Genomic DNA, 24,319 nt, shown 5'->3' on the forward strand with positions numbered 1-24,319 from the left:
AACATTTATTCCATTTGCGACCGAATCGGTGCTTCTGTCAATTACCTTCTTGGAGAGCCCCTATCGCGACCACGAGCGCCGTCGTCAGGGTCAGCGATGCGTTCAGCGACCTAAAGCCGGCCACCTCGTTCTCGCGTGCGATCAGCAGGCCATCGGCGAATTCGGCCAGTGGACAGTCTTCCACATCGGACAGCCCGTAGACGAGGGCGCCGCGCTCCTTTGCCAGCCGGGCGAAATCCAGCGTTTCCTGAGAAAAGGGCGAGAAGGTCGCGGCGAAAACGGCCTGCCCGGCCCCGACCACGCCCGGCCCGCCGAGCCGGCCGGTATCGCTGTGGAGCACGGCCGGAACTTCAAGCTTTCCGAGCATGTAGGACATGTTGCTGACCACGGCGAAGGCCCGACGCATGCCGACCAAGTGCAAAAGCGGCGCGGCAGCCATACCTTGGGCGATGGCACCGAGACCTTCGGACGTCACCGTATTTGCCAAGGACATAAGTGACTTGTGTCCTGCTTCCGCGAATTCCGCGAGAAGCGCGCCTGGCCCGCCCTCCATCTCTGGGCGCAACGTGGCAATGCGCTCGTCATAAGCAGGCCGAAAGGCGGTGTATTGCACGCGGAACAGGGCCTGCATCTCGGAATACCCCGAGAAGCCGAGCGCTTGGCAGAAGCGCATGTAGACCGACGGCGCGACCCCTGCTTCCCGCGCCATGTCCGATACGGTCGAGACCGCGATCAGGTGAAGGTGGCGTCGGGTGAAGGCCGCGCACTGGTCGAGCCGCTTGGGCAAGGTTCCGATCAGCTCATCGAGGCGCTCCAGCACTTCGGTGACGTTGGTCGGGGCGGTCTGGTCCGTCGTGGGGCTCATGAAGTTCTCTTGTCTTGACAGGTCCACCCTTAACATCTCATGAGGAGATATGGAATGAATATTCCATTAGGGAGGGAATCATGGGTATCGGCCTGGGTCTGATCGGGACCGGCTTCATGGGCAAGGCCCATGCGCTGGCCTATCGCAATGCGCGTGCGGTCTTCGGCGACCTGCCGCAGGTCGAGCTCGTCGCCTTGTGCGACACGCCTGCTTCGCGTGCGCAGGCGATGGCGGACCAGTTCGGCTTCCCTGAGGCCGTGGAGAACTGGCGGGCGCTGGTCGCGCATCCGGGGGTGGACATCGTCTCGATCACCACACCGAACGGAATGCACCGCGAGATGGCCCTCGCCGCAATCGACGCTGGCAAGCATGTCCATTGCGAAAAGCCGCTGGCGCTCACCCTCGAGGACGCGCGCGAGATGGAAGCTGCCGCGCGTAAGGCCGGCGTCCGGACCATGGTCGGTTACAACTACATCCACAATCCGGCCATCGCCCATGCCTGCAAACTGACGGTCGAGGGCGCGATCGGCCGGCCGGTCCATTTTCGCGGCTGGGTCGACGAAGACTACCAGGCTGACCCCGATCTTCCATGGAGCTGGCGGGCGAAGCGGGCCGATGCCGGGCTGGGCACGCTTGGCGATCTTGGCTGCCACCTCGTCTCGATGAGCCAGATCCTGATGGGACCGATCGAGAGCCTGATCGCCGACACCCAAATCATCCACGACACCCGCCCCCTCCCCGATGGCTCGGGCCGCGCCAAGGTCGAGAACGAAGACACGGCCTCGGCCATCATCCGCTACACCTCGGGCGCACAGGGCACACTGTGCAGCTCCCGCTCGGCCTGGGGCCGCAAGAACAAGCTTGATTGGGAGCTACACGGCACCGAGGGCATGATCGCCTTCCGCCAGGAGCGGCTGAACGAGCTGCATCTTTATACCAACGAAGGCCCCGCCTCGCGGCAGGGCTTCCGTACCATCCTGACCGGTCCCGAGCACCCGCCCTATGGCGCCTTCTGCCCTGCCCCCGGCCACCAGCTCGGCTTCGGTGACCTCAAGACCATCGAGGCCGCCGCCTTCCTGCGCGCCATCGCCAGTGGCGCGCAGGTCTTTCCCGATTTCACCGACGCGCTCTCCATCGAAGCGGTGATCCACGCCATCGACGTCTCGGCCCGTGATGGCCGCCGCGTCATTCTTTGAACGCAAACCGAAAGGTAGTCCCCATGAAAGTCGCTCTCTTCGGCGCCGGCCGCATCGGCAAGGTCCACGCCGCCTCGATCAAGATGGACCCCCGCTCCGAGCTGGTCGCTGTCACCGACGTGATGCCGGAGGCCGCGCAGGCGCTCGCTCGTGAGCACAACATCGCCGTACGCAGCCCCGAGGACATCCTCGCCGATCCCGGCATCGACGCGATCCTGATCGCGTCGTCGACCAACACCCATGCCGATCTCATCGAGGCCGGGGCCAAGGCGGGGAAGGCGATCTTCTGTGAAAAGCCGATCGACCTCGACCTGAAGCGCGCGCTCGAGATCGGGCGCATCGCCAAGACGCATGACAAGCCGATGATGATGGGCTTCAACCGCCGCTTCGACCCGAACTTCGCCGCCGTGAAGGCCGCGCTCGAGGCGGGCGAGGTCGGCAAGGGCGAGCTTCTGGCCGTGACCTCCTATGACCCCGCACCGCCGCCGGTCAGCTACATCAAGGTCTCGGGCGGGCTCTACCGCGACATGATGATCCACGATTTCGACATGTGCGCCTTTCTCTTTGGCATGCCCAAGACCGTGACGGCGCACGGGTCCTGCCTGGTGGACCCCGAAATCGGGGCAGCCGGCGATATCGATACCGCCGTCGTGGTGCTGACCTATGCCGACGGCCGTATCGCCACGATCCGCAACTCCCGCCGCGCGCCCTACGGCTACGACCAGCGGGTCGAGCTGCTGGGCTCGGAGGGCACGCTCGAAGCGCGCAACGAGATCGAGAACACGGTGGTGAAGTCGACCGCCGCCGGCACCGTTTCGGCTAAACCAGTCTTCTTCTTCCTCGAGCGCTACATGCGCGCCTACGCGATCGAATGGTCCGCCTTCGTCGACGCCTGCGTCGACGGCAAACCGGTCCCCGCCACCGTGCAGGACGGCGTGAATGCACTGGCGCTGGCCGAGGCCGCGAACCTGTCCTTCCACGAAGGCCGACCGATCGAGGTTACCTCGGCGATGACGGGGGCTTGAGCCATGGCGTTCACCCTCGCCGCCTGCGCCGAGATGTTGTGGCGCGACCGCCCGATCGAGTGGCGCTGCGCGCAGCTGCACGAGATGGGCTTTCAGGTCGGGCTGTGGAACTGGCCTGATCACGACCTCGCTACGCTGGAGCGCTCTGGCGCAACCTTCTCGATCATGAACGGCTACCTTGAAGGGCGGCTGGCCGACGATGAGGGCGCCGAGATGCTGCTCGCCTCGGCGCGCGAAACCGCGCTTGTCGGCAAGCGCCTCGGCGTGGCCCGGCTGAACCTTCACGGCACCGGGCTCGGCGATGGCGGCCGGCCCAAACTTGCCGAGACCACCACGCCACTGAAATGGGTGAAAGCCCGAGACACGCTGCACCGGATCTGCGACCTCGCCGAGGAACTCGACGTGACCTTCACGCTCGAAAACCTCAACCTGCCAGTCGACCATGCCGGCGTCCCCTTCGCCCGCGCCGAGGAATGCCTCGCGCTGGTCGCCTCGGTTGACCGACCACAGCTGCGCCTCAACCTCGATCTCTACCATGCCCAGATCGGCGAGGGGAACCTGATCGAGCTGTGCCGGGCCTGCCTGCCCTGGATCGGCGAGGTGCAGGTGGCCGACGTCCCCGGACGTTGCGAGCCCGGAACCGGCGAGATCAACTATGTCGGCGTGGCACGGGCACTCCGCGGCATGGGCTATGACGGCCCGGTCGGTATGGAGGCCTTTGCCTCGGGAGATGAAGTCGCCGCGCTGGACGCCTTTCGCGCGGCATTTGTCCTTTAGGCCCTCCACACTTTCGTCGATGGTATCGATGGGAAAGGTCTTCGACCTAACGGATCGTGAGCATGAGCATGAGCATGAGCATGAGCATGAGCATGAGCATGCTGCGGTCTCGGGTCCGCCATGCAATGCTTTGGCGTCGGCGCTGCTGAACCAACCTCCTGATCATCAGCGATCAGGAGAACGTCATGCCTCAGAAACCCGCTTATTCCGAGCCCGAGATCATTGCGGCAGGCATGACCCTGCGCATGCAGGGCACCGAGCCAACCCAAGCCAGCTTGTACAAGGCCCTGGATCGTAGGGGACACCCCTCGACACACTGGAAGGTGTGGCTGCGGCATATTTCCGGAGCGAACGACAACTGCCTTCCCCTCTTCGAGGGTGCAGCTGAAGCGATGTCCGCGGAGATGACCGAAGTCCATCGTATGTACGGAATGGCACTGGCCAAGATCCGCGAGTGCACTGCCCGCGAAGCCGTGGAGCCCCTGAATAGGCGGATTGCCACGCTGGACAAAGCGCTGGATGACGTCTGCAAGGATCGCGATCAATTGCAGGACCTTGTCGATGTTCTTTACGAGGAGATCAGCACCCTCCGAGTGGCTTACGAGACTTTGCAGCGCGCAACAGCGCCGCATCCGACTCTCATCCTGCCGACCCCGCCCAAGGCTCCGAGAGGAGCGACCTGAGTTCATTTGATCGCCTCGTCCCCGAGACCCGCTTTCGGCACTTTGGCATGAACCGCGACGGTCTCCTTCACCGCCTTTTTGGTCAGTTCCTCCAAATTCTGCCTGGCGGTCGCGCGGTCGTCTTTGCCGGTCAACCGATCAATGATCTGGAGAGCAAACTGATGCACTGCGCCGAAGGCATCCGAGGCCTTGCGGACGGCTTCAAATGCGTCGCGCAACTCCTTGCGGGCTGACGCGCGTGCATCCGCAAGCCCGTCAGCGGCCGCCTTCGCGCGAGCTTCACTCAGGCTCTTGCTAATGCGTCCCGCGGTTGCCCACGCAGCTGCGGGCGCCGCTTTCATTCGCGCCATGATATCAGGCCACGCACTGTCGCTCCTGGCTGCCGCAGTCGAGCGCATACCGGGGCTCGTGCTGGTCTCATCGTATACGGCAAGACCCGCCGTCATCGCCTCAACGGTCGCCAGGGAAGCATCCAACTCCGTAGCACGCTCGATGCTGCGCTTGTCTCGCTCATCTACCTTTTTCTTTTGGCGCTCGATCTCGGCTTCGCGATTCACGGCCTCGGCTTCTCGAACCTTCAACGCATTCTCGCGAGCAGTGAGGCCAGATCGTGTCCCACGACGTGGTGTAGCTCTTGGCTGGCCTGACTGGTGTCGGCGGGCCGAGCTGATCAGTCCGTCTGCGCGGCAGGCAGGCTGACGATGGGATCGTCGCAGACTGGCGCGAGCGTTTCCAGCGTCATGTAGCGGGAGCGCTGCACGGCCCATTCCTCGGTCTGCTCCATCAGGATCGCTCCCACCAGGCGACGGATGGCGGCCTCATTGGGGAAGATGCCGACGACATCGGTGCGCCGTTTGATTTCCCCGTTCAATCGCTCAATCGGATTCGTGGAGTGCAACTTTGCCCGGTGCTGCTGAGGAAAGGTCATGTAGGCAAGGACATCCTCTTCGGCCCCGTCCATGAGGGTGGCGAGCTTCGGCAGCTTGCCCCGCATCTGGTCGGCCACGAGGCGCCATTGCGTTCTGGCCGCGCTGTGGTCGGGCTGGGCAAAGGCCGTGGCGATGAAGGCCGAGACCACGCGCCGGCTGCTCTTGCCGGCATGGGCCAAGGCGTTTCGCTGGAAATGTACACGGCACCGTTGCCAGGTCGTGGACAGCACACGAGCCGTAGCGGCCTTGATGCCTTCGTGGGCATCGCTGACCACCAGCTTCACGCCGGACATCCCTCGGCGCACGAGATCGCGCAGAAAATCGGTCCAGAACGTCTCCGCCTCGGAGGGCCCGATGGCCATGCCAAGCACCTCGCGACGGCCATCGGTGTTCACACCCACGGCGATGGTGACGGCGACGGACACGATGCGGCCGCCTTGGCGGACTTTCAGGTAGGTGGCGTCGATCCAGAGATAGGGCCACTCGCCCTCGATCGGTCGAGTCAGGAAAGCATCGACCCGCTCGTCGATCTCCTCGCACAGCCGACTGACCTGGCTCTTCGAGATGCCGGTGCCGCCCATGGCCTGCACGAGATCGTCCATGGCGCGCGTCGAGACGCCATGCACATAGGCTTCCTGAATGACCGCCGTCAGCGCCTTCTCCACGGCTCGCCGGGGCTCGAGAAACGAGGGGAAGTAGCTTCCCGTCCGCAGCTTGGGAATGCGCAGCTCCACGTTCCCGGCCCGCGTCTGCCAGTCCCGGTCACGGTAGCCGTTGCGCTGCGCCCGACGCTCAGGGCTCTTCTCGCCATAGGCGGCGCCGGTCTGGCCGCCGACCTCGAGCTCCATCAGGCGCTCGGCGGCAAAGCCGATCATCTCGCGTAGAAGATCCGCATCACCGCTCTTCTCGACGAGCTCTCTCAGGTCCATCATGGGTTTGGTCATCGGGGGCATCCCTCGGTTCAGGTTGGCTTTCGCAACCCGACCCTACCGAGAAACCCGATGGCCGCCTCAGCTACACCACGCCCAGGGACATGACCTGAGGCCAGCTGTGGCTGCTGCTGTTTCCTTAGCTGCCAGGGCCGTTTTCTCGGCTGCCTCCCGCAGCTTCTCGCTACGCTCATTAAGCGATGCAGTGAGATCCGTGAGTTGGGCTTCCCTCGTGTCGAGAATGTCTTCACGCGTTTCGATATCCGCATCCCGCTCGTCGAGCAGTGCAGCGATGCCCGAGAGAGCTTTTCTGTGGTTCCGGCTGTCCTCCAGATCGACGGCCATGCGTGCCCGCTCCTCGGCCGCCTGCATCGTCCTCATGTAGTCCGAGCGGCCCAGACGCTCGCGTTTCGGCCCGTACCGCAGCAGTCCGACCTTGGAAAACACCTCCCGATGCAGGTCGCCTTGCCACTCCCTCATCGCATCGCAGTAGGCCCGCTTGGATCGCTGAAACAGGTCGGTGCCGCGCTTGCATCGCGCGCCATGCCGCTCGCGGAAATCGTCCAGCGCCGCGCGTCCCGGATGCAGTGCATTGACCGAGCCGCGGACCCGGTCGAGCCCGTAAAGATGCATGTGCACCTGGCACTCATCATAATGGATCACCGCCATCGCGAACTCGCCACCGGCGGCCTCGATCCGGCGCTGTTCGAACGTCTTGGCCATACGGAAAGTGCTCATGCATTCGCGCATCTTCTCTGGATCAGCGAGTGCCTCCTCGGCCGTCACCGGCAGCGAGATGACGGCGGTGTAGAGGCTGTGCGTGTCCGCCCGCAGCTGGCGCCGCCGGGTCGAGGTCTTGCCGGTTTTCTTGTCGCGGTAGGGGAATGACAGTTTCACCGTCGAGGCCGCCTCGTGCGCCTTTCGCAACTCGTCGAATGTGCGGCAGGTGCCCTCCAAGACCAGAGGCTTACGGCCGGTATAGGGCACGTGCTCGCAGGCATCCGGAACGCGCTCTGCCTCGTCGATGATCTGCTGCGCCGACCAGCTGCGCTGCCCGTTGCGCCGCACCGTTTCCTGGCGTCCATTCTGAACCGCGCCGCCTTGACGGGACCATGTCTCCATGTGAGCAAATTGATAGCCCTGCACTCCTGTGTTCTTTCCGTGCCGAGTGATTACGTCGACGCGGAATTAGTCCCCCGAGGGTGACGCAAAAAACGAACCGGGCCCTCGGGATATCCTTTCAAGACCAGCCCTGCGGGGCTGCGGGAGAAAAGGTGTAGGGACCGACTTTGCGTATTGCGAGACGCCCCTTCGGGGCTCAATACGCGTCGGCCCTCCGGGGGCTCTCCGAGGGCCCTGCCCGGGAGGCTCCTGCGCGGAGGGCGGCAGGGCCATCGCTCGCCGCTCCCCCTCCAACCCCCTGGCGCCTCCCGGCGGGCTCGGGTCATCGTTCCGCACTGCCCCAACACCCCCTTGCTCCCGGGAGAGCGTCGTTCCGCACTCCTCCCCCAAACCCCCGCCTGCTCGCGCTCCCCGCGCCGGGTCGAAAGGGCCCGGCAGCGCCGCGACACCCACCGGGGTCGCTCTGCTGCCTCACCCTCTCGACGCTCTCCCGAAATCGCCTGACGGCGAAGAACGGCGCCCCGTCCAGGCATGTGCAATCGGTCTGAAACGGGATCCCGCAAGGAGGCCAAGGCTCCTCCGCCGTGCGCGCGCTTTGTGACGCGCACGACGGACGACCTCGGCCGGAAAGGTGAGAGAGGAAGGCCGCTCGGGCGTGTCGGCAACGAAGCTGACAAGGAGAGCAAACATGCTCGACATACTGCAATACGACCCGCGGATGAGCGCCGCCTGGCGGGATCATCTGCGCCACGGGGACATCGTGCTTTTCAAGTTCCCGCTCGCCGAGGAAGGCGAGACCGCGAAGCCGAAGGCCCGCCCCTGCCTGGTGCTCGACATCGAGCAGATCGGCGACCAAACTTACGCGCTGCTGGCTTACGGCACGACCTCGCGGCGCAAGTCGAACGTCGGCGACGCGGTGCATGTTCGCAAGCGTGCCGATTACATCGCGGCAGGGCTGCACGAGCCCACCCGCTTCGTCGGTGCGCGGCGCCTCCTCGTCGCGCTGACGCATAGCGGTTTCGTGCTCGACCGGCAGTTGGAGTCGCCCGTGCTCGGCCGCATCGACGGCGAGATCTACGAGCGCATGAACGAGGTGCGGGGCCGCATTCACGCGCTGCGGGACATCCGCGATGAGAGGCGCCGCACGCGCGGACCGCTCCGCCGAAAGGTCCTCGTTCGAGGTCGCGACTTCGCCCTCGAACCCCGAGACCCGAGCCGACCTGCATCGCTCCAAACGGGAGATCACGCATGAGCTCGTGCACCCCGACAGGCGCCGAGCTGTCCTCGATCGAGGCGCTGGCCGCGCATGCCCTCGCCCAGAGCCGGAGCGCCCTGCCCCACTTGCGGGGAAACTCCGCCGTCAGGCTGCATGGCGGATCCGGACAGCTCGCCCGGTCCATCGCCGACGCGATCGAACGCCGCGAGATCTTCGAGTCCGCGGTGGCGTGGGATCTGCATGAACTCATCGAAGACCTCAACGACGAGATCGGTCGCCTGATCGTGCAGGTGGCAAATTGGTTCGACGACGAATGCGACGTCTCGGGCCTCAGCTGGATCGAGACGTACTGGCCGCCGGAGGCGCTCCGGCTGGCGACGCTCCGTAGTGAACTGTCGGTATTTCGCGACGCCATCGACGCCGTCATCGATCGGCGGGATCTCGACCAGATCCTGGCCTCGGGCCGACGGCGAACCGCGCAGCTGGCACGCCCTGCAAACCGGTAACGCACATGGCACGCCCTCGAAGGCGTGCCACCCTTGAGGCCGGACCCCCGGCCATCGATGCGCCGCCCCGGATCAGGCGGCGCAGGCGCGCCGACGACACTTCTCCTGCTGCTGGGATGTCGGCGCGCCAACTTTTTTCGGTTCGAACGAAGATTCTTACGGTCGTCGTTTCCGCGGGAAAACGGATCGCACGATTTACAGATTACCACCGCACAGGTGGGGGAAAAATCTGGAGATCGAAAATGACGACCAAGCCCAGCACGCTCACTGCCGCCAACGACAACCCCGGCGGCGCCACCTCCACCGACATCCGCCTGACGGCGTTCGTGACCGTCATGGCCAAGGCCTACGTGGCCGCCTGCAAGAAGGACTCCGTGGCATGACCACTTCGACCTGTGCACCCTGCACCGCCGCTACTTCGCCGGATGGACGTCAGCAGAACACCGATGGCACGAGCTTTCTTCGGTCCCGCTCAGTAGATCACCAGGTGATCCTGCCGAACCGAAAGGCTCGTCGTGCCGCAGCCGCAGGGAAGCCAGCGGCCACTGCTCTCGTTGGAAAGCCGAAGGTCGTGATCTACGCGCGCTATTCCTCTGACAAACAGAGCAAGTACTCCTGTGAAGATCAGATTGCGTTATGCCATGAGACGGCGCGCCTTTGCGATTTCGAGGTCGCGGGTGTCTATCGAGACGAGGCTGCCTCTGGACGCACCCCAATCGCGAGACGTCAGGGAATGTTGGACCTGAAGGCCCATGTTGCCCGGGGCGGGATCTCGGCCATCATCGTGGAAAGTATCGACCGAATTGGCCGCCGCGCCCGCGACATCCATGAGGTCGCAGACTGGTTCGAAAGCCGGGGTGTCGATCTATACGCTGCGAATGGAGGCAAGTGTGATTGGAAGCTTCTGCCCTTCCTGGCCGCATGCGCCGAATTCCAAGCACGCGAGATTGCCGACAAGACCAGGCGCGGGCAGAGCGGGGCCACCGCTCGGGGGCGTGTGGCAGCCGGCTGCGCATACGGCTACCGCATCGTCGAAGCCAAGGGAGTGAACCGGGAAATCAATCCTGAGGAAGCGGCGGTCGTGCGGCGCATCTTCAATGACTATGCCAGTGGTCTTTCGCCGCGGAAGATCGCGTCAAAACTTAACGAAGAAGGCGTCCCCTCGCCGTCCGGCAGCGCATGGTGCGACAGCACGCTTCGCGGCAACGCCAGGAAGCGTGACGGCCTGCTTCGCAACGAAGCCTACATCGGCAACATCGTCTACGGCCGGAACCGCTTCTCCCGCGATCCGGATACGGGCAATCGCCTGTCACGGCCCGGCGAGGAGCAGGACATCGTTTGGGGTGAATGCCCCGAACTCGCGATCGTCGATGACGAGGTGTGGAACATCGTGCAGGACCGCCTCGAAGCGACCCACGCCGCGTACGCAGTCGAGGGCGCACCGCTCAATACGAGCCACCGAGCCAAGTACCTGCTGTCGCGGCTCGTCAAATGCGGCTGCTGTGGAGGTGGATATACCCTTATTGGCAAGGACCGCTACGGCTGCTTCAACAGAAAGTCCAAGGGGACCTCGGTCTGCTCGAACAGCAAGACCATCACCCGGGGCAAACTGGAGGCGCGTGCCTTGGCACGGCTGCGCACGGATCTGCTGACGCCGACCTTCGCCGACCAGTTCACGGCGGAGGTCACTCGGCTGCTCGCAGAGGAGTCGACCGGGGAAGGAAGCTCGCTCGCCGACCTTCAAAGTCAGCTCAACAAGGTCAGTGGCAAGATCGAACGCCTGCTCGACCAACTTGAGGATGACAGCGTGAGCGAAGCCCTGCGGGAACGCCTGGCGGATCGGGAACGGGAAAGCCAACGCCTTCGTCTCGAGATCGAGGCGGTACGCGCTCCCCGGCAGAGAGCTCTAATGCCGACAGCCGAGGAGATGCAGGCCATTTACCAACAAAAGGTGCGACAGCTCGACGACCTCCTCGCCGAAAGTGACCTGATGGTGGAAGCGAACCGGCTGCTGGGCGAATTGCTGGGAGCCGTCATCGTGCGGCCGGATGAAAATGCCCGGGATGGCATGGCTGTCGAGATCCGAGGCGAAGCGCCCCAGATCGCTCTCGCTGGGTCCGGCCAGTCCTGACCCGGCGGTGGGGCGTCGATTTGGGCGTATTCCGTTGAAAAACTCGAACTTGATCGGGGTGCCCGTGGCTGATTCAATTCCCATAGGGGATGGGAGGATCGGCGATGATGGGACCGCGGCAGGAGGCGCAGCCAGCGCTGTTCTAGGTCATGTCCCTGGGCGTGGTGTAGCTGAGGCGGCCATCGGGTTTCTCGGTAGGGTCGGGTTGCGAAAGCCAACCTGAACCGAGGGATGCCCCCGATGACCAAACCCATGATGGACCTGAGAGAGCTCGTCGAGAAGAGCGGTGATGCGGATCTTCTACGCGAGATGATCGGCTTTGCCGCCGAGCGCCTGATGGAGCTCGAGGTCGGCGGCCAGACCGGCGCCGCCTATGGCGAGAAGAGCCCTGAGCGTCGGGCGCAGCGCAACGGCTACCGTGACCGGGACTGGCAGACGCGGGCCGGGAACGTGGAGCTGCGCATTCCCAAGCTGCGGACGGGAAGCTACTTCCCCTCGTTTCTCGAGCCCCGGCGAGCCGTGGAGAAGGCGCTGACGGCGGTCATTCAGGAAGCCTATGTGCATGGCGTCTCGACGCGCGCCATGGACGATCTCGTGCAGGCCATGGGCGGCACCGGCATCTCGAAGAGCCAGGTCAGTCGGCTGTGCGAGGAGATCGACGAGCGGGTCGATGCTTTCCTGACTCGACCGATCGAGGGCGAGTGGCCCTATCTCTGGATCGACGCCACCTACCTGAAAGTCCGCCAAGGCGGCCGCATCGTGTCCGTCGCCGTCACCATCGCCGTGGGTGTGAACACCGATGGCCGTCGCGAGGTGCTTGGCATGGCCATCGGGCCCTCCGAGGCGGAGACGTTCTGGACCGATTTTCTGCGCGATCTCGTGCGCCGAGGGATGTCCGGCGTGAAGCTGGTGGTCAGCGATGCCCACGAAGGCATCAAGGCCGCTACGGCTCGTGTGCTGTCCACGACCTGGCAACGGTGCCGTGTACATTTCCAGCGAAACGCCTTGGCCCATGCCGGCAAGAGCAGCCGGCGCGTGGTCTCGGCCTTCATCGCCACGGCCTTTGCCCAGCCCGACCACAGCGCGGCCAGAACGCAATGGCGCCTCGTGGCCGACCAGATGCGGGGCAAGCTGCCGAAGCTCGCCACCCTCATGGACGGGGCCGAAGAGGATGTCCTTGCCTACATGACCTTTCCTCAGCAGCACCGGGCAAAGTTGCACTCCACGAATCCGATTGAGCGATTGAACGGGGAAATCAAACGGCGCACCGATGTCGTCGGCATCTTCCCCAATGAGGCCGCCATCCGTCGCCTGGTGGGAGCGATCCTGATGGAGCAGACCGAGGAATGGGCCGTGCAGCGCTCCCGCTACATGACGCTGGAAACGCTCGCGCCAGTCTGCGACGATCCCATCGTCAGCCTGCCTGCCGCGCAGACGGACTGATCAGCTCGGCCCGCCGACACCAGTCAGGCCAGCCAAGAGCTACACCACGTCGTGGGACACGATCCTGTTCTACGAGTTCTCGCTTGAGGATCATGTCCCGCAGGACCACCTTCTTCGCTCCATCGACCGGTTTGTGGATCTGTCCGGCATCCGCACCTTCCTCGCCGATTTCTACAGCCATACAGGCCGCCCGTCCGTCGATCCCGAACTCCTGATCCGCATGCTGTTGGTTGGCTATTGCTTCGGTATCCGCTCGGAACGGCGGCTGTGTGAGGAGGTGCATCTGAACCTCGCATACCGGTGGTTCTGCCGGCTTGATCTGAGTGACCGGGTCCCGGATCACTCGACCTTCTCGAAGAACCGCCACGGTCGGTTCCGCGACAGCGAACTGCTGCGGCATCTGTTCGAGACGACCGTAGCGCGCTGCATCGAAGAGGGCCTTGTCAGCGGGCAGCGCATGGCCGTCGATGCCAGCCTGATCGAGGCTGATGCCAACAAGCAGAACTCGACGCCCAAGGAGGAATGGGACGCCGGGAAGATCGACCCCGCTGACGCGCCGCGGGCGGTTCGTGAGTATCTCGATACCTTGGATGAGGCAGCGTTCGGCGCGGCCAGCGAGGTCCAGCCCAAGTTCACGTCGCATTCCGACCCTGCCAGCCAATGGACGGCGGCCCGCAAAGGCCCGGCCTTCTTCAGCTATTCGGATAATTACCTGATCGATACGGACCACGGCGTCATCCTGGATGTGGAGGCGACGCGTTCCATCCGCCAGGCGGAGGTTGGATCGACCAGGACCATGCTGGATCGGGTCAAGGCTCGGTTCGACCTCCACCCCGAGCGCCTGATCGCGGATACGGCCTACGGCACCGCACCGATGTTAGGCTGGCTGGTCGATCGCAAGATCGCGCCACACATCCCGGTCTTCGACAAATCGGGGCGCAGCGACGGGACCTGGACCCGCGCTGACTTCGATTGGGATGCCGAGAACAACCGATACATCTGCCCGGAAGGCCACGAGCTGAAGCAGTTCCGCCGGAAATATTCCGATCCGAACCGCGGGCCGACCGGGAAGGGCGTCGCCAAATACAGGTGCCTGAAGCATACCTGCCAGGTCTATCCCTCGAAGTCACGTTGCTGCCCCAACATGGACTTCCGGTCGATCACCCGCGAGGAGCATGAAGACGCACGACAGGTCGCCCGCGACATCGCGAAGACCGAGCAATACGTCATCTCGATGAAGCTGAGGAAGAAGGTCGAAATGCTCTTCGCTCACCTGAAGCGCATCCTTGGCCTCAACAGGCTCCGATTGCGTGGTCCATGCGGCGCGAAAGACGAATTCCTCCTCGCCGCCACCGCCCAGAACCTCCGCAAACTGGCCAAGATCCTTCCCGCACCGCAGAAAGCGCGGAACGCCTGACGGGACAAGCGTTCGCGCTCTTTCCAATGGCCGTTATTCTGCGCTCGCGAACGGGTGTTTTTCCACGGAATCGGCGGAAAGCAGCCGTTCGCCGCAGCTGCGAGGGGAACTCGCCTGCGGCGAGAGCCGACATCTTGTTCCCTGCGGTTTCGATTGGAACCGGTCGTCGGCGCCAGCTGGTCAGAACCAGCCGGCGCCGTAGGGATCGTCAGTCCTTACCGTGGGCGAGATCTGCGGGCTTCAGCACGTTGCGCTGGAACAGGAACAGTCCCCCGCCGATGCCCAGCCCGACCAGATCGGTGACCAGCCCGGCATCGAGCATCCCCAGCGCGCCCCCGATCAGCAGTGCCCGAGCGATCCAGCCGATCCGGCCGAAGAACCAGCCGATGATGCCCGACGACAGCAGGTAGATGCCGAACAGGGCCGAGATCGTCACATGGATGGTATCGAGCCAGCCGCCCTGCATCAGGAGCGCGTCCGAGAAGAAGAACATGTAGGGCACCACGAAGGCCGCAAGCCCGATGCGGAAGCTCTCGACGCTGGTCTTCATCGGGTCGGACTGCGCCAGCGCCGCGCCAGCATAGGCGGCGAGCGCCACCGGCGGCGTGATCGCCGACATCACCGCGAAGTAGAAGATGAAGAAATGCGCGGTCAGCGGCTCGACTCCGAGATTGATGAGGCCCGGCGCGATGACAGAGGCCGCTACCGCGTAGGCGGCCGTGGTCGGCATGCCCATGCCGAGGATGATCGCGACGAGCATCGAGAACATCATGGCGAGAAGCTGCGACTGATCGGCGATGCCGAGGAGCAGCGCCGAGAAGCGCGTGCCGATACCGGTGAGGGCGATGACGCCCACGATGATGCCCGCCGCCGCGCAGACCGCGACCAGCTGGAGCACCATGCGCGCGCCGATGTCGAGCGCGTGGAACAGTTGCCGCGGCCCCATGCGGTTCGGCGTGAGCCATGACACAACGGCGGCAGTAATCATCGCCAGCGTGCCGCAGCGGATCACCGAGTAGCCGACGAAGAGCGCCCAGATCAGCACCACGATCGGCGCGAAGAGGTAGGCCTGCTTCAGGAGCGCGCCGAGTTTCGGCAGCGCCGAGCGCGGCAGGCCCACCATGGCGAAGCGCTGCGCCATCAGGTCGACCATGAAGAACACGGAGGCGAAGTAGAGGATTGCCGGGATCAGCGCGGCCCAGATGATCTCGGTGTAGGGAATGCCGGTGATCTCGGCCATGATGAAGGCGCCCGCGCCCATGATCGGCGGCATGATCTGTCCGCCCGAGGAGGCCGCGGCCTCGACCGCCGCCGAGGTCTGGCTGCGGTAGCCCACCTTCTTCATCAGTGGGATCGTGAGCGAGCCGGTCGAGACGACGTTGCCAGCGCTGGTGCCGTTGATCATCCCCATCAGGCCCGAGGCGAAGACCGCCACCTTGGCCGGACCGCCGCGCTTGTGACCCGCGGCAGCGAAGGCGACGTTGACGAAGTAGGCGCCGACATGGGTGGCTTGAAGGAAGGCCGCGAAGATCACGAAGAGCACGATGTAGGTCGAGGAGATCGCGATCGGCGCGCTGAGAATGCCGTTGTCGGTGAAGATGTAGGAGAAGAACCGCTTCGGCTCGTAGCCGCCATGATTGAGGATGCCCGGCAGCCAAGGCCCGGCGAAGGCATAGGCTACGAAAACGGCCGAGATGATCACCAGCGCCAGTCCAGCCATGCGCCGCACGGCCTCGAGGATCAGGATCACGCCAGTGATTGCGGCCCACATGTCGCCCGGCTGGGCCATCGGCATCCCGGCCCGCATCTGGAGGGCCCGCGCGAAGTAGATGACATAGCCAATCGATGCCGCAGTTGCCACGGCAAGAAGAATGTCGGCCAGCGTCCAGGTGCCGATGCGCCGATCTTCGAACAGCCAGCCATGCAGCACCGCGGCGGTCGTCCCCAGGGTCAGCGGAATGCCGAAGCTCGCCACGGCCCAGCCGGGCGGCACGGCATTGCCAAGAAACCACCAATTGGCCCAAACCGCCAGAATCGCGCTGGCGCCGAACAGCGTGCCTGCCGCCGCCAGCGCGAGCAGGAGAGTGTTGCCGATGCTGCGACGCGCCGCCGCCTGTTCGGGAACGACGCCATAGGCGCCGTAGAGCAGGAAGCCGAGCGCGAGCCCGCCACCCAGATGCAGCAGACGGTAAGTCCAGGTTTCCAGCGGGTAGAGGTTCATCACCGCGAGGTGAAATACCGCATAGGCAGCGCAGGCCGTGGCGAAGAGGTAGTGACGCGGGCCGATGAAGACTCGCTGGTTGCCCGCAGGCGGATCGTCATCGACGGCGGCCGTGGCGACCACCGGGCTCGTCAGCTCATCGAGGGTTTCCGATGAGGGGATCTTCTTGCTGTCGGAATGGGTCATCGCATCACCGGATTGCCGAGGGATACCAGTGCCGCGGACAGAGCGAACCCCGCCCGCGGCGCACCGCGCCGGGGAGGCTCAGCGCAGCTCGTCGGGGATGGTGATGCCGATCTCCTCGTAGTAGCGCACGGCGCCCGGGTGGAACGGCATGAAGTTGTTGGTGTCCCAGTTCTCGGCCAGCGTCTCGACGGCGGAAGCGTGGAGCTGCTTCATCCGCGCGTTGTCCTCGAGCACGAGCTTGGTGATCTCATAGGCGAGGCTCTCCGGCAGCTCCTGATGCGCGATAGCGAAGTTCCACATCGACACGGAGGGAATGTCCTCGTCCTGGCCCTCATAGGTCCCGGCCGGGATGGAGAAGTCCTGCATCGACGGCGCCACCTCCTTGAAGGTCGCGATGTTCTCTTCCGAGAGCGGCAAGAAGGTCACGTCGTTCTGGATCGCCAGTTCGCTAAAGGCGCTGGTCGGCAAGCCGGCAGCATAGACGAAAGCGTCGATCAGCCCGTCAGCAAGCTGGCCCGCGCCGTCGGAGCCGCCTGCGAAGCTGGCCTTCACGTCGATACCGGCGGTGTCGAAATAGCGCTGCCAATAGGTCGCCGAGGTGCCCGAGGCCGGCCCGAGATTGACGCGCTTGCCTTCGAGATCCTCGATGCTCTCGATCCCCGAGGAGGACAGCACGACCGCCTGCAACGGCGTCTGGTACATGGGGAACAGTGCCCGCAGATTGGCGGCCTCCATACCTGGCATCAGCTCGTTCTCGCCCGCCATGGCCTCCTGCGCCGGGCCGGTGGTGCTGAAGCCGAGCATGGTCTCGCCGGTCTCGACCAGCACGACGTTCTGCACCGGGCCGCCGGTGATTTCGACGCTGGTCGGCACGCCGAGCTGCTCGCCGATCATCGAGCCGAGGCCGGAGCCCCAGACGAAATAGGTGCCGCCCTGCGAACCGGTCGAGATGCTCAGGCTGTCGGGCCAGTCGGCGCGATCTTGGGCGGTTGCGGGGAAGGCCGCGATCGTGCTCGCGGCGAGAATGGCATAGGTCGTCATCTTCATGGTTCTTGCTCCTCCCATGTGCTCCTCCGGCACCGCGCCGCGAGACGCGATGCTACGACCGCCACCATGCCAGCAAAGGCATGGCACCACATACGCGCAGAAGATTATATTATTATATGATCTAATCAGGCGCTCTGCTCGATCGCCTTCACATGCCGGTCGAGCACGTCGAGCAGGGCGTCGCGCTGCGCATCCCGCGTGCCGCGGGTCCAGGCGGCGGCAAGGACGAGCTTCGAGCGGGTCATGCCCTCCGGCATCAGCAGCCGCACGAAGCGCACGCCCGGCACGGCAATCCGCGCGGTCCAGCGTGGCACGATCGCGAGGCCGGTGCCGGTCGCGACGAGATTGACGATGGTGTGCTTCTCCTCGGCCACCTGGGCCACGCGCGCGGTGAGCCCGGCGTCGAGGAAGAGCTTGATCGTCAAGTCGTGCGAATGCGGGCGCGAGCGACGATCCGGCACGATCAGCGGCGCATCCGCGAGATCGGTCACTGCGATCTCCTCGCGTCCGGCCAGCGGGTGATCCTCGGGTAACGCAACCACGGCCGTTTCGAAAAACAGGGTACGGAAGTTGATCCGGGGGTCGCGCGTGTCGGGCGGGCGGCAGAAAGCGATGTCGAGACTGCCACTCAGGAGCTTCGGCAGCAGGTGGATCGTTTTTTGCTCGATCAGCTGCACCTCGATGTCGGGGTGATCCTCGCGCAGGTATTGCAAAAGCTGTGGCATCAGCCCAGCCGCGGCGCTGTCGATCGCACCGACCCGCAGGACCGGTGCCTCGGCCTTTCGAATGTGGCGGATCTTCTCCTCAAGCTGCTCGGCCTGCGCGACCATCTCCCGCACATCCTCAAGGATCGCGGTGCCCGCTTCGGTCAAGCTCACGCTACGGGTGGTGCGCAGGAACAGCTTTGCTCCGAGCTGCTCTTCGAGGATGCGGACCTGTCGGCCCAGCGAGGCAGGGAGCATGCCCAACGACTGCGCAGCGCGGCCGAAATGCAGTTCGTCCGCCGCCGCGACGAAACACCTGAGGTGAGAAATATCCATGTCGAAGCCCATGCCGGCGAAACTGTTTCAGATCAGTATATAATCATCTGCGCGTTGAGGGGTCGAGCTGGTCGCTCATAACGTCGCCCTCGACTGCACCGTCATGGCGTCGCCGCAACGATTCAATGCGACACGAGCCGGTGCGACAGCGCCCCCGGAGGAAATCCCATGAAGACCTACAAGATTGCATCCATCCCAGCAGACGGTATCGGCCCCGAGGTCATCGCCGCCGGGCTCCAGGCGCTCGAGGCGCTGTCGCGGCGCGACGGCGGCTTCGCGCTCGAAGTCACCGAGTTCGACTGGAGTTCGGAGCGCTACAAGAGAACCGGCGCGCTGATGCCCGAGGACGGCCGGGACCAGCTCAAGGCCTTCGACGCGATCTTCTTCGGTGCCGTCGGCGCGCCCGACGTGCCCGACCACGTTACGCTGTGGGGCCTGCGGCTGCCGATCTGCCAGGGCTTCGACCAGTATGCCAACGTGCGGCCCACCAAGATCCTGCCGGGCATCTCCTCGCCGCTCGCGGGTGTCGGCGCGGGCGACCTCGACTGGGTCATCGTGCGCGAGAATTCCGAGGGGGAATATTCCGGCCACGGCGGCCGTGCCCACAAGGGCCTGCCCGAGGAAGTCGGCACCGAGGTGGCGATCTTCACCCGCACCGGCGTGACCCGGATCATGCGCTATGCCTTCGCGCTGGCGCAGTCACGGCCCCGCAAGCTCCTGACCGTGGTGACCAAGTCGAACGCGCAGCGCTTCGGCATGGTGATGTGGGACGAAATCGCGGCCGAGGTCTCGAAGGAGTTCCCGGACGTGACCTGGGACAAGATGCTGGTCGATGCCATGACTGTGCGCATGGTGAAGAACCCGCGTAGCCTCGACACCATCGTTGCCACCAACCTGCACGCCGACATCCTGTCGGACCTCGCCGGTGCGCTGGCGGGCTCGCTCGGCGTCGCGCCGACCGGTAACATTGACCCCGAGAAACGCTACCCCTCGATGTTCGAGCCGATCCACGGCTCGGCCTTCGACATCACCGGCAAGGGCATCGCCAACCCGGTCGCGACCTTCTGGACCGCGAGCCAGATGCTCGAGCACTTGGGCGAGAAGGACGCCGCCGACCGGCTGATGCGGGCGGTGGAGAAGGTCTGCGCCGAGGGCATCCTGACCCCGGATGTCGGCGGCGAGGCGACAACGCAGCAGGTCACCGACGCTGTCTGCGACGCGATCCGCGGCGAGAACATTTGAGATGACAGTGAGCGACCACGACGCCCCGGCGTTGCTGCGTCGACTGTTCGACGTCGCCGTGGCAGCTGCCGACCCGGCGGAGGTGCTGGCGCGGCACCTGCCCGACAAGCCCAAAGGGCGCTGCATCGTCGTCGGCGCGGGCAAATCGGCGGCGGCGATGGCGCGCGCCGTCGAAGCCGCCTGGCCCGACGTCGATCTCTCGGGTGTCGTGGTCACGCGCTATGGCCACGCAGTGCCGACCGAGCGCATCACGGTGCGCGAGGCCGCGCACCCGGTGCCGGACGCCGCCGGAGTGGCCGCGGCGCGCGAGATCCTCACCGCCGTCGCCTCGGCGGGGTCGGACGATCTGGTGCTGGCGCTGATCTCCGGCGGCGGATCGGCCCTGATGACTTTGCCGCGCGAGCCCTTGACGTTCGACGATCTGATCGCCGTGAACCGGCTGCTGCTGCGGTCGGGTCTGACCATCGAGGACATGAACCGGGTGCGGCGGCGGCTCGACCGGCTCAAGGGCGGCGGATTGCTGCGTGCCGCGAATGGCGCGCGGCTGGTCACCCTGTCGATCTCGGACGTGCCGGGCGACGATCCGGCGGCGATCGCGTCGGGGCCGACCGTGCCCGACCCGAGCGCCAAGGACGACCTGTCGCATCTGGTCGAGCGCCTCGGCCCAAGCCTGCCCGAGGCGGCCCGTGCATTGCTCCTGGCGCCAAGCGACGCGCAGCACGATGCGACCCCGGATTTCCGCTTGATCGCCGCACCTCAGATGTCATTGGAAGCGGCGGCAAAGGCAGCCCGCGCCGCCGGCGTGACGCCGTTGATCCTCGGCGACGCCCTGGAAGGCGAGGCGCGTGAACTGGGTATCGTCATGGCCGGCATCGCGCGTGCCGTGGCCGCGCACGGGACACCGCTGCCGGCGCCGGCCGTGCTGCTCTCGGGCGGCGAGACCACCGTAACCATCGGCGACACCGAACCGGGGCGCGGCGGTCGGAACACCGAGTTCCTCCTGGGCCTGGCCTGTGCCTTGCAGGGCCATCCGCGTATCCACGCACTCGCGGGTGACACGGACGGCATCGACGGCACCGAGGATGCCGCTGGTGCGATGGTCAGTCCCGACACGCTCCGCCGTGCCCGCGAGGCCGGCTGCGACCCGCGGCGAATGCTGGCGGCGCATGACAGCTACAGCCTCTTCGACCGGATCGGCGCTTTGATCCGCACCGGTCCGACACTGACCAACGTCAACGACTTCCGCGCCGTTCTGGTGCTCTGATACCCGATTTCCCGAGGACCCCTTCATGCTTCGCAACCGACGCGCCAAGATCATCGCCACCGTCGGGCCGGCTTCGGCCGCGCCCTTCATGCTGCGCACGCTGTTCAACAAGGGTGTCGACACGTTTCGTCTAAACTTCAGCCATGGTGACCATGCCGGCCATGCCGCAGTGATCCGGGCGATCCGTGCGCTCGAAGCCGAGGTCGGCGTGCCGATCGGCATCCTCCAGGATCTCCAGGGCCCGAAGATCCGGCTCGGCCGGATCGCAGGCGGCGCCCGGGTGCTCGACAGACACGAGCGTGTCACCTTCGTGCTGGACGAGGCGACCGAGGAGATCACCGCCCTGGCCATGCCGCACGGGGAGGTTTTCGCCGCCATCGCGCCGGGGCACAGGATCTTCATCGATGACGGCCGGGTGCGCCTGCGCGTCGTCGCCTGCGGACCGGCGCGCTTCGAGGCCGAGGTGCTGGAAGGCGGCAGAGTCAGCGACCGCAAGGGCGTGAACCTCCCCGACACGGTGCTCGATCTGCCCGTGCTGACCGAGAAGGACCGCGCCGATCTCGCTTTCGGCCTCGAACAAGGCGTCGACTGGGTGGCGCTCTCCTTCGTGCAGCGTGCCTCCGACCTCGACGAGATCCGGCCTCTGATCGCGGGGCGCGCGGGGCTCGTCTCGAAGATCGAGAAGCCCTCGGCCCTTGAGGAGATCGATGCCATCGTCGAGCGCTCGGAGGCGATCATGATCGCGCGCGGCGACCTGGGCGTCGAGATCCCGGCCGAGGACGTGCCGGGACGGCAGAAGGAGATCATCGCGCTGTGTCGCCGCGAATGCCGACCCGTCATCGTGGCCACCCAGATGCTCGAGTCGATGACGGCCTCGCCGGCCCCGACCCGCGCTGAGGCCTCGGACGTGGCGACGGCGATCTACGACGGGGCCGACGCGGTGATGCTTTCGGCGGAAAGCGCCACCGGTCAGTTCCCGGCTGAGGCGGTCGAGGTCATGAACCGCATCATCCGCCGCACCGAGGGCCACGAGGCCTATGCCCGCGGCATGGCGGCCTCGCGTGAGGCGACGTCGGTAGCGGCCAACTCCATCGCCGGGTCGGGCGCCGCGCTGGCCTGCGCACTCGGCGCACGCTGCCTCGTCGCCTATTCGGTGAGCGGCGCCACGGCACAGCGCGTCGCGGCCCGCCGCCCGGCGCTCCCGCTGATCGTGGTGACCCGGGACCCGCGCATCTCGCGTCGGATGGCTCTGGTCTGGGGCGCGCGCTCGGTCCTGGAGACGGCCGAGCTGGACTACGACAGCATGGTCTCCATGGCCCGCGAGGAAAGCGCGCGCCTTGTCGAACCCGAGACCGGGGACAGCTTCATCATCCTCGCAGGCGTGCCCTTCGGCCAGTCGGGTTCGACGAACAACATCCGGGTTGCCACCTATCAGTAAGGGAAGGCCGGGCTATTAAGGAGCGGAGACAGGAGGCGATGTCCAATCGACCCCACACATTGCAGGGGCCGACTGCCCTCGAAATCTGCCGTGCCGACTGGCGGCTCTGCACACTCTGCGGCGCAGCATTACGAGTAACTCGAAGGTCGGCTGTGGGCCGTTTGCAGCCTTCAGTAGGGACCAGCACATTAAGGCGAGCTGGTCCGAGCACCCCGCCCCTTGGCTCAGAAACGCAGAAAGCCTCCCGAGGAAGGCTTGTCTGGATCTGTGTCAGATTACGGTGGTTGCGGGAGCAGGATTTGAACCTGCGACCTTCAGGTTATGAGCCTGACGAGCTACCGGGCTGCTCCATCCCGCGCCATGTTTTGTGGCCTATCGCCCGGAGGGCTGCTTGAGGCCGCATGTCGCTGTGTTCTGGCATCGTGTCAGAGAGAATGTGATGTTCTTTACTAGGTCTGGCGGTGACTTACTCTCCCACGTCTTGAGACGCAGTACCATCAGCGCGACGGCACTTAACGGCCGAGTTCGGAATGGGATCGGGTGTTTTGCTCGTGCTATGGCCACCAGACCGAGGAAAGAACATCTTGTTGGTGGCCTACCGCCCGGAGGGCTGCTTGAGGCCGGTGCGGCCTGTCGCGTGCTCCGATGGGAGGTCACCATATCAGCCGCCCTGCCCTTGCGGGGAGCGGTGTTCCAGGTCGTCGTACACCGTTTTGGTGCGTATGGTTTCGGATCCAGCCTTGCTGTTTCTGGATCGGATCAAGCCTATCGGACCATTAGTATCGGTCAACTGAACGCATTGCTGCGCTTACATCTCCGACCTATCGACGTGGTGGTCTACCACGGTCCTCGGGGATACCTTGTTTTGAGGGGGGCTTCCCGCTTAGATGCCTTCAGCGGTTATCCTGTCCGATCATAGCTACCCTGCACTGCCGTTGGCACGACAACAGGTCCACCAGTGGATCGTTCACCCCGGTCCTCTCGTACTAGGGGCAACTCCTCTCAAGTATCCTACACCCACGGAAGATAGGGACCGAACTGTCTCACGACGTTCTAAACCCAGCTCACGTACCTCTTTAAATGGCGAACAGCCATACCCTTGGGACCTGCTCCAGCCCCAGGATGAGATGAGCCGACATCGAGGTGCCAAACACTGCCGTCGATATGGACTCTTGGGCAGTATCAGCCTGTTATCCCCAGCGTACCTTTTATCCGTTGAGCGATGGCCCTTCCACTCGGGACCACCGGATCACTATGGCCGTCTTTCGACTCTGCTCGACTTGTCAGTCTTGCAGTCAGGCTGGCTTATGCCATTGCACTCGACGAGCGATTTCCGACCGCTCTGAGCCAACCTTCGCGCGCCTCCGTTACTGTTTGGGAGGCGACCGCCCCAGTCAAACTACCCGCCACACAGGGTCCCGGAACCGGATCACGGTCCGCGGTTAGACATCAAGAGTGCGAAGGGTGGTATCTCAAGGGAGGCTCCACGGGAACTGGCGTTCCCGCTTCATTGCCTACCACCTATCCTGCACATCGCAATCCTGATGCCAGTGTGAAGCTGTAGTAAAGGTGCATGGGGTCTTTCCGTCTAACCGCGGGAAGCCGGCATCTTGACCGGCAATTCAATTTCGCTGAGTCGATG

Annotated in this window: 20 protein-coding genes, 1 tRNA gene and 2 rRNA genes (1 of these 23 running past the window's edge); 13 read left to right on the forward strand and 10 right to left on the reverse strand. The window is 64.9% G+C overall.

Translation table 11 applies throughout. From position 1 onward, the window contains the following. Nucleotides 1-37: 37 nt before the first annotated feature. Nucleotides 38-865 (reverse strand): MurR/RpiR family transcriptional regulator, encoded by an 828-nt coding sequence (locus tag ACRAQ3_RS14000; protein ID WP_269398594.1) that lies wholly within the window; start codon nt 863-865, stop codon nt 38-40. An 80-nt stretch (nt 866-945) separates the two neighbouring features. Here ACRAQ3_RS14000 and ACRAQ3_RS14005 point away from each other — a divergent pair, with 80 nt between their 5' ends. From ACRAQ3_RS14005 to ACRAQ3_RS14020, 4 genes are all read left to right on the forward strand, one after another. Continuing rightward, nucleotides 946-2,061 carry a Gfo/Idh/MocA family protein gene (locus tag ACRAQ3_RS14005; protein ID WP_432255030.1) on the forward strand — a complete coding sequence of 372 codons (1,116 nt, stop codon included), beginning with the start codon at nt 946-948 and terminating at the stop codon, nt 2,059-2,061. Between the two features lie 23 nt (nt 2,062-2,084). Next, nucleotides 2,085-3,086 (forward strand): inositol 2-dehydrogenase, encoded by a 1,002-nt coding sequence (gene iolG / locus ACRAQ3_RS14010; protein WP_432255031.1) that lies wholly within the window; start codon nt 2,085-2,087, stop codon nt 3,084-3,086. A 3-nt stretch (nt 3,087-3,089) separates the two neighbouring features. Continuing rightward, nucleotides 3,090-3,863, forward strand: a complete 774-nt coding sequence (locus ACRAQ3_RS14015) for a TIM barrel protein (RefSeq protein WP_432255032.1) — start codon at nt 3,090-3,092, stop codon at nt 3,861-3,863. Nucleotides 3,864-4,048: 185 nt separating this feature from the next. Next, a complete protein-coding gene (locus ACRAQ3_RS14020) occupies nt 4,049-4,546 on the forward strand; it encodes a hypothetical protein (protein WP_432255033.1) in 498 nt (165 codons plus the stop codon). A gap of 2 nt (nt 4,547-4,548) precedes the next feature. On the opposite strand, the gene ACRAQ3_RS14025 is transcribed toward ACRAQ3_RS14020, so the two are convergent. The 3 genes from ACRAQ3_RS14025 to ACRAQ3_RS14035 form a co-directional block, all read right to left on the reverse strand. After that, nucleotides 4,549-5,103, reverse strand: a complete 555-nt coding sequence (locus ACRAQ3_RS14025) for a hypothetical protein (protein WP_432255034.1) — start codon at nt 5,101-5,103, stop codon at nt 4,549-4,551. A 113-nt stretch (nt 5,104-5,216) separates the two neighbouring features. Further along, nucleotides 5,217-6,419, reverse strand: a complete 1,203-nt coding sequence (locus tag ACRAQ3_RS14030) for an IS256 family transposase (RefSeq protein WP_432254231.1) — start codon at nt 6,417-6,419, stop codon at nt 5,217-5,219. Nucleotides 6,420-6,485: 66 nt separating this feature from the next. After that, nucleotides 6,486-7,526, reverse strand: a complete 1,041-nt coding sequence (locus tag ACRAQ3_RS14035) for a hypothetical protein (protein ID WP_432255035.1) — start codon at nt 7,524-7,526, stop codon at nt 6,486-6,488. Between the two features lie 688 nt (nt 7,527-8,214). On the opposite strand from ACRAQ3_RS14035, the gene ACRAQ3_RS14040 reads away from it, so the two are divergent. From ACRAQ3_RS14040 to ACRAQ3_RS14065, 6 genes are all read left to right on the forward strand, one after another. Beyond that, nucleotides 8,215-8,778, forward strand: a complete 564-nt coding sequence (locus ACRAQ3_RS14040; protein ID WP_432254397.1) for a hypothetical protein — start codon at nt 8,215-8,217, stop codon at nt 8,776-8,778. Then, the gene (locus tag ACRAQ3_RS14045) at nt 8,775-9,248 is read left to right on the forward strand and encodes a hypothetical protein (RefSeq protein ID WP_432254398.1); all 474 of its coding nucleotides are present in this window, start codon (nt 8,775-8,777) and stop codon (nt 9,246-9,248) included. The genes ACRAQ3_RS14040 and ACRAQ3_RS14045 overlap by 4 nt, the downstream gene beginning before the upstream one ends. A gap of 242 nt (nt 9,249-9,490) precedes the next feature. Next, complete coding sequence (locus ACRAQ3_RS14050) at nt 9,491-9,631, forward strand: hypothetical protein (protein ID WP_432255036.1); 141 nt, start codon at nt 9,491-9,493, stop codon at nt 9,629-9,631. Beyond that, a complete protein-coding gene (locus ACRAQ3_RS14055) occupies nt 9,628-11,379 on the forward strand; it encodes a recombinase family protein (protein ID WP_432255037.1) in 1,752 nt (583 codons plus the stop codon). Before ACRAQ3_RS14050 ends, ACRAQ3_RS14055 begins: the two co-directional genes overlap by 4 nt. A gap of 240 nt (nt 11,380-11,619) precedes the next feature. Continuing rightward, nucleotides 11,620-12,822, forward strand: coding sequence for an IS256 family transposase (locus tag ACRAQ3_RS14060; protein ID WP_432254231.1), 1,203 nt, complete (start codon nt 11,620-11,622; stop codon nt 12,820-12,822). A gap of 61 nt (nt 12,823-12,883) precedes the next feature. Next, nucleotides 12,884-14,239, forward strand: a complete 1,356-nt coding sequence (locus ACRAQ3_RS14065; protein ID WP_432256298.1) for an IS1182 family transposase — start codon at nt 12,884-12,886, stop codon at nt 14,237-14,239. Nucleotides 14,240-14,447: 208 nt separating this feature from the next. On the opposite strand, the gene ACRAQ3_RS14070 is transcribed toward ACRAQ3_RS14065, so the two are convergent. From ACRAQ3_RS14070 to ACRAQ3_RS14080, 3 genes are all read right to left on the reverse strand, one after another. Further along, a complete protein-coding gene (locus ACRAQ3_RS14070) occupies nt 14,448-16,646 on the reverse strand; it encodes a TRAP transporter permease (RefSeq protein ID WP_432255038.1) in 2,199 nt (732 codons plus the stop codon). A gap of 78 nt (nt 16,647-16,724) precedes the next feature. Continuing rightward, nucleotides 16,725-17,693, reverse strand: a complete 969-nt coding sequence (locus ACRAQ3_RS14075; protein WP_269398589.1) for a TAXI family TRAP transporter solute-binding subunit — start codon at nt 17,691-17,693, stop codon at nt 16,725-16,727. A gap of 125 nt (nt 17,694-17,818) precedes the next feature. Further along, nucleotides 17,819-18,733: a LysR substrate-binding domain-containing protein gene (locus ACRAQ3_RS14080; protein ID WP_432255039.1), complete on the reverse strand. Its 915-nt coding sequence runs from the start codon at nt 18,731-18,733 to the stop codon at nt 17,819-17,821. 168 nt (nt 18,734-18,901) lie between these two features. Between ACRAQ3_RS14080 and ACRAQ3_RS14085 the strand changes: the two genes are divergently transcribed. From ACRAQ3_RS14085 to pyk, 3 genes are read left to right on the forward strand one after another with little or no spacing between them, the layout of a single operon-like run. Next, entirely contained in the window at nt 18,902-19,975 is a 1,074-nt protein-coding gene (locus ACRAQ3_RS14085) for a tartrate dehydrogenase (protein WP_432255040.1), read from the forward strand. Between the two features lies 1 nt (nt 19,976). Further along, nucleotides 19,977-21,239 (forward strand): glycerate kinase type-2 family protein, encoded by a 1,263-nt coding sequence (locus ACRAQ3_RS14090; RefSeq protein ID WP_432255041.1) that lies wholly within the window; start codon nt 19,977-19,979, stop codon nt 21,237-21,239. Between the two features lie 25 nt (nt 21,240-21,264). Next, nucleotides 21,265-22,677 (forward strand): pyruvate kinase, encoded by a 1,413-nt coding sequence (pyk, locus tag ACRAQ3_RS14095; RefSeq protein WP_432255042.1) that lies wholly within the window; start codon nt 21,265-21,267, stop codon nt 22,675-22,677. 281 nt (nt 22,678-22,958) lie between these two features. Here pyk and ACRAQ3_RS14100 read toward each other — a convergent pair. The 3 genes from ACRAQ3_RS14100 to ACRAQ3_RS14110 form a co-directional block, all read right to left on the reverse strand. Continuing rightward, nucleotides 22,959-23,035: transfer RNA gene (locus ACRAQ3_RS14100), tRNA-Met, on the reverse strand. Nucleotides 23,036-23,130: 95 nt separating this feature from the next. Then, nucleotides 23,131-23,245 (reverse strand): 5S ribosomal RNA (gene rrf / locus ACRAQ3_RS14105). A gap of 187 nt (nt 23,246-23,432) precedes the next feature. Further along, nucleotides 23,433-24,319, reverse strand: a 23S ribosomal RNA gene (locus ACRAQ3_RS14110) (it continues 1,946 nt past the right edge of the window).

Origin of the sequence: Limimaricola sp. AA108-03, assembly GCF_050847355.1 — a bacterium.
Classification (GTDB): Bacteria; Pseudomonadota; Alphaproteobacteria; order Rhodobacterales; family Rhodobacteraceae; genus Limimaricola.

What these genes read in the sequence shown, in the direction of transcription:
- iolG (WP_432255031.1), top strand. Translation starts at nt 2,085, where the DNA reads ATGAAAGTCGCTCTCTTCGGCGCCGGCCGCATCGGCAAGGTCCACGCC.
- ACRAQ3_RS14055 (WP_432255037.1), top strand. Translation starts at nt 9,628, where the DNA reads ATGACCACTTCGACCTGTGCACCCTGCACCGCCGCTACTTCGCCGGAT.
- ACRAQ3_RS14005 (WP_432255030.1), top strand. Translation starts at nt 946, where the DNA reads ATGGGTATCGGCCTGGGTCTGATCGGGACCGGCTTCATGGGCAAGGCC.
- ACRAQ3_RS14080 (WP_432255039.1), bottom strand. Translation starts at nt 18,733, where the DNA reads ATGGATATTTCTCACCTCAGGTGTTTCGTCGCGGCGGCGGACGAACTG.
- ACRAQ3_RS14035 (WP_432255035.1), bottom strand. Translation starts at nt 7,526, where the DNA reads ATGGAGACATGGTCCCGTCAAGGCGGCGCGGTTCAGAATGGACGCCAG.
- ACRAQ3_RS14075 (WP_269398589.1), bottom strand. Translation starts at nt 17,693, where the DNA reads ATGAAGATGACGACCTATGCCATTCTCGCCGCGAGCACGATCGCGGCC.
- ACRAQ3_RS14015 (WP_432255032.1), top strand. Translation starts at nt 3,090, where the DNA reads ATGGCGTTCACCCTCGCCGCCTGCGCCGAGATGTTGTGGCGCGACCGC.
- ACRAQ3_RS14090 (WP_432255041.1), top strand. Translation starts at nt 19,977, where the DNA reads ATGACAGTGAGCGACCACGACGCCCCGGCGTTGCTGCGTCGACTGTTC.
- ACRAQ3_RS14030 (WP_432254231.1), bottom strand. Translation starts at nt 6,419, where the DNA reads ATGACCAAACCCATGATGGACCTGAGAGAGCTCGTCGAGAAGAGCGGT.
- ACRAQ3_RS14000 (WP_269398594.1), bottom strand. Translation starts at nt 865, where the DNA reads ATGAGCCCCACGACGGACCAGACCGCCCCGACCAACGTCACCGAAGTG.
- pyk (WP_432255042.1), top strand. Translation starts at nt 21,265, where the DNA reads ATGCTTCGCAACCGACGCGCCAAGATCATCGCCACCGTCGGGCCGGCT.
- ACRAQ3_RS14020 (WP_432255033.1), top strand. Translation starts at nt 4,049, where the DNA reads ATGCCTCAGAAACCCGCTTATTCCGAGCCCGAGATCATTGCGGCAGGC.
- ACRAQ3_RS14045 (WP_432254398.1), top strand. Translation starts at nt 8,775, where the DNA reads ATGAGCTCGTGCACCCCGACAGGCGCCGAGCTGTCCTCGATCGAGGCG.
- ACRAQ3_RS14050 (WP_432255036.1), top strand. Translation starts at nt 9,491, where the DNA reads ATGACGACCAAGCCCAGCACGCTCACTGCCGCCAACGACAACCCCGGC.
- ACRAQ3_RS14070 (WP_432255038.1), bottom strand. Translation starts at nt 16,646, where the DNA reads ATGACCCATTCCGACAGCAAGAAGATCCCCTCATCGGAAACCCTCGAT.
- ACRAQ3_RS14060 (WP_432254231.1), top strand. Translation starts at nt 11,620, where the DNA reads ATGACCAAACCCATGATGGACCTGAGAGAGCTCGTCGAGAAGAGCGGT.
- ACRAQ3_RS14085 (WP_432255040.1), top strand. Translation starts at nt 18,902, where the DNA reads ATGAAGACCTACAAGATTGCATCCATCCCAGCAGACGGTATCGGCCCC.
- ACRAQ3_RS14040 (WP_432254397.1), top strand. Translation starts at nt 8,215, where the DNA reads ATGCTCGACATACTGCAATACGACCCGCGGATGAGCGCCGCCTGGCGG.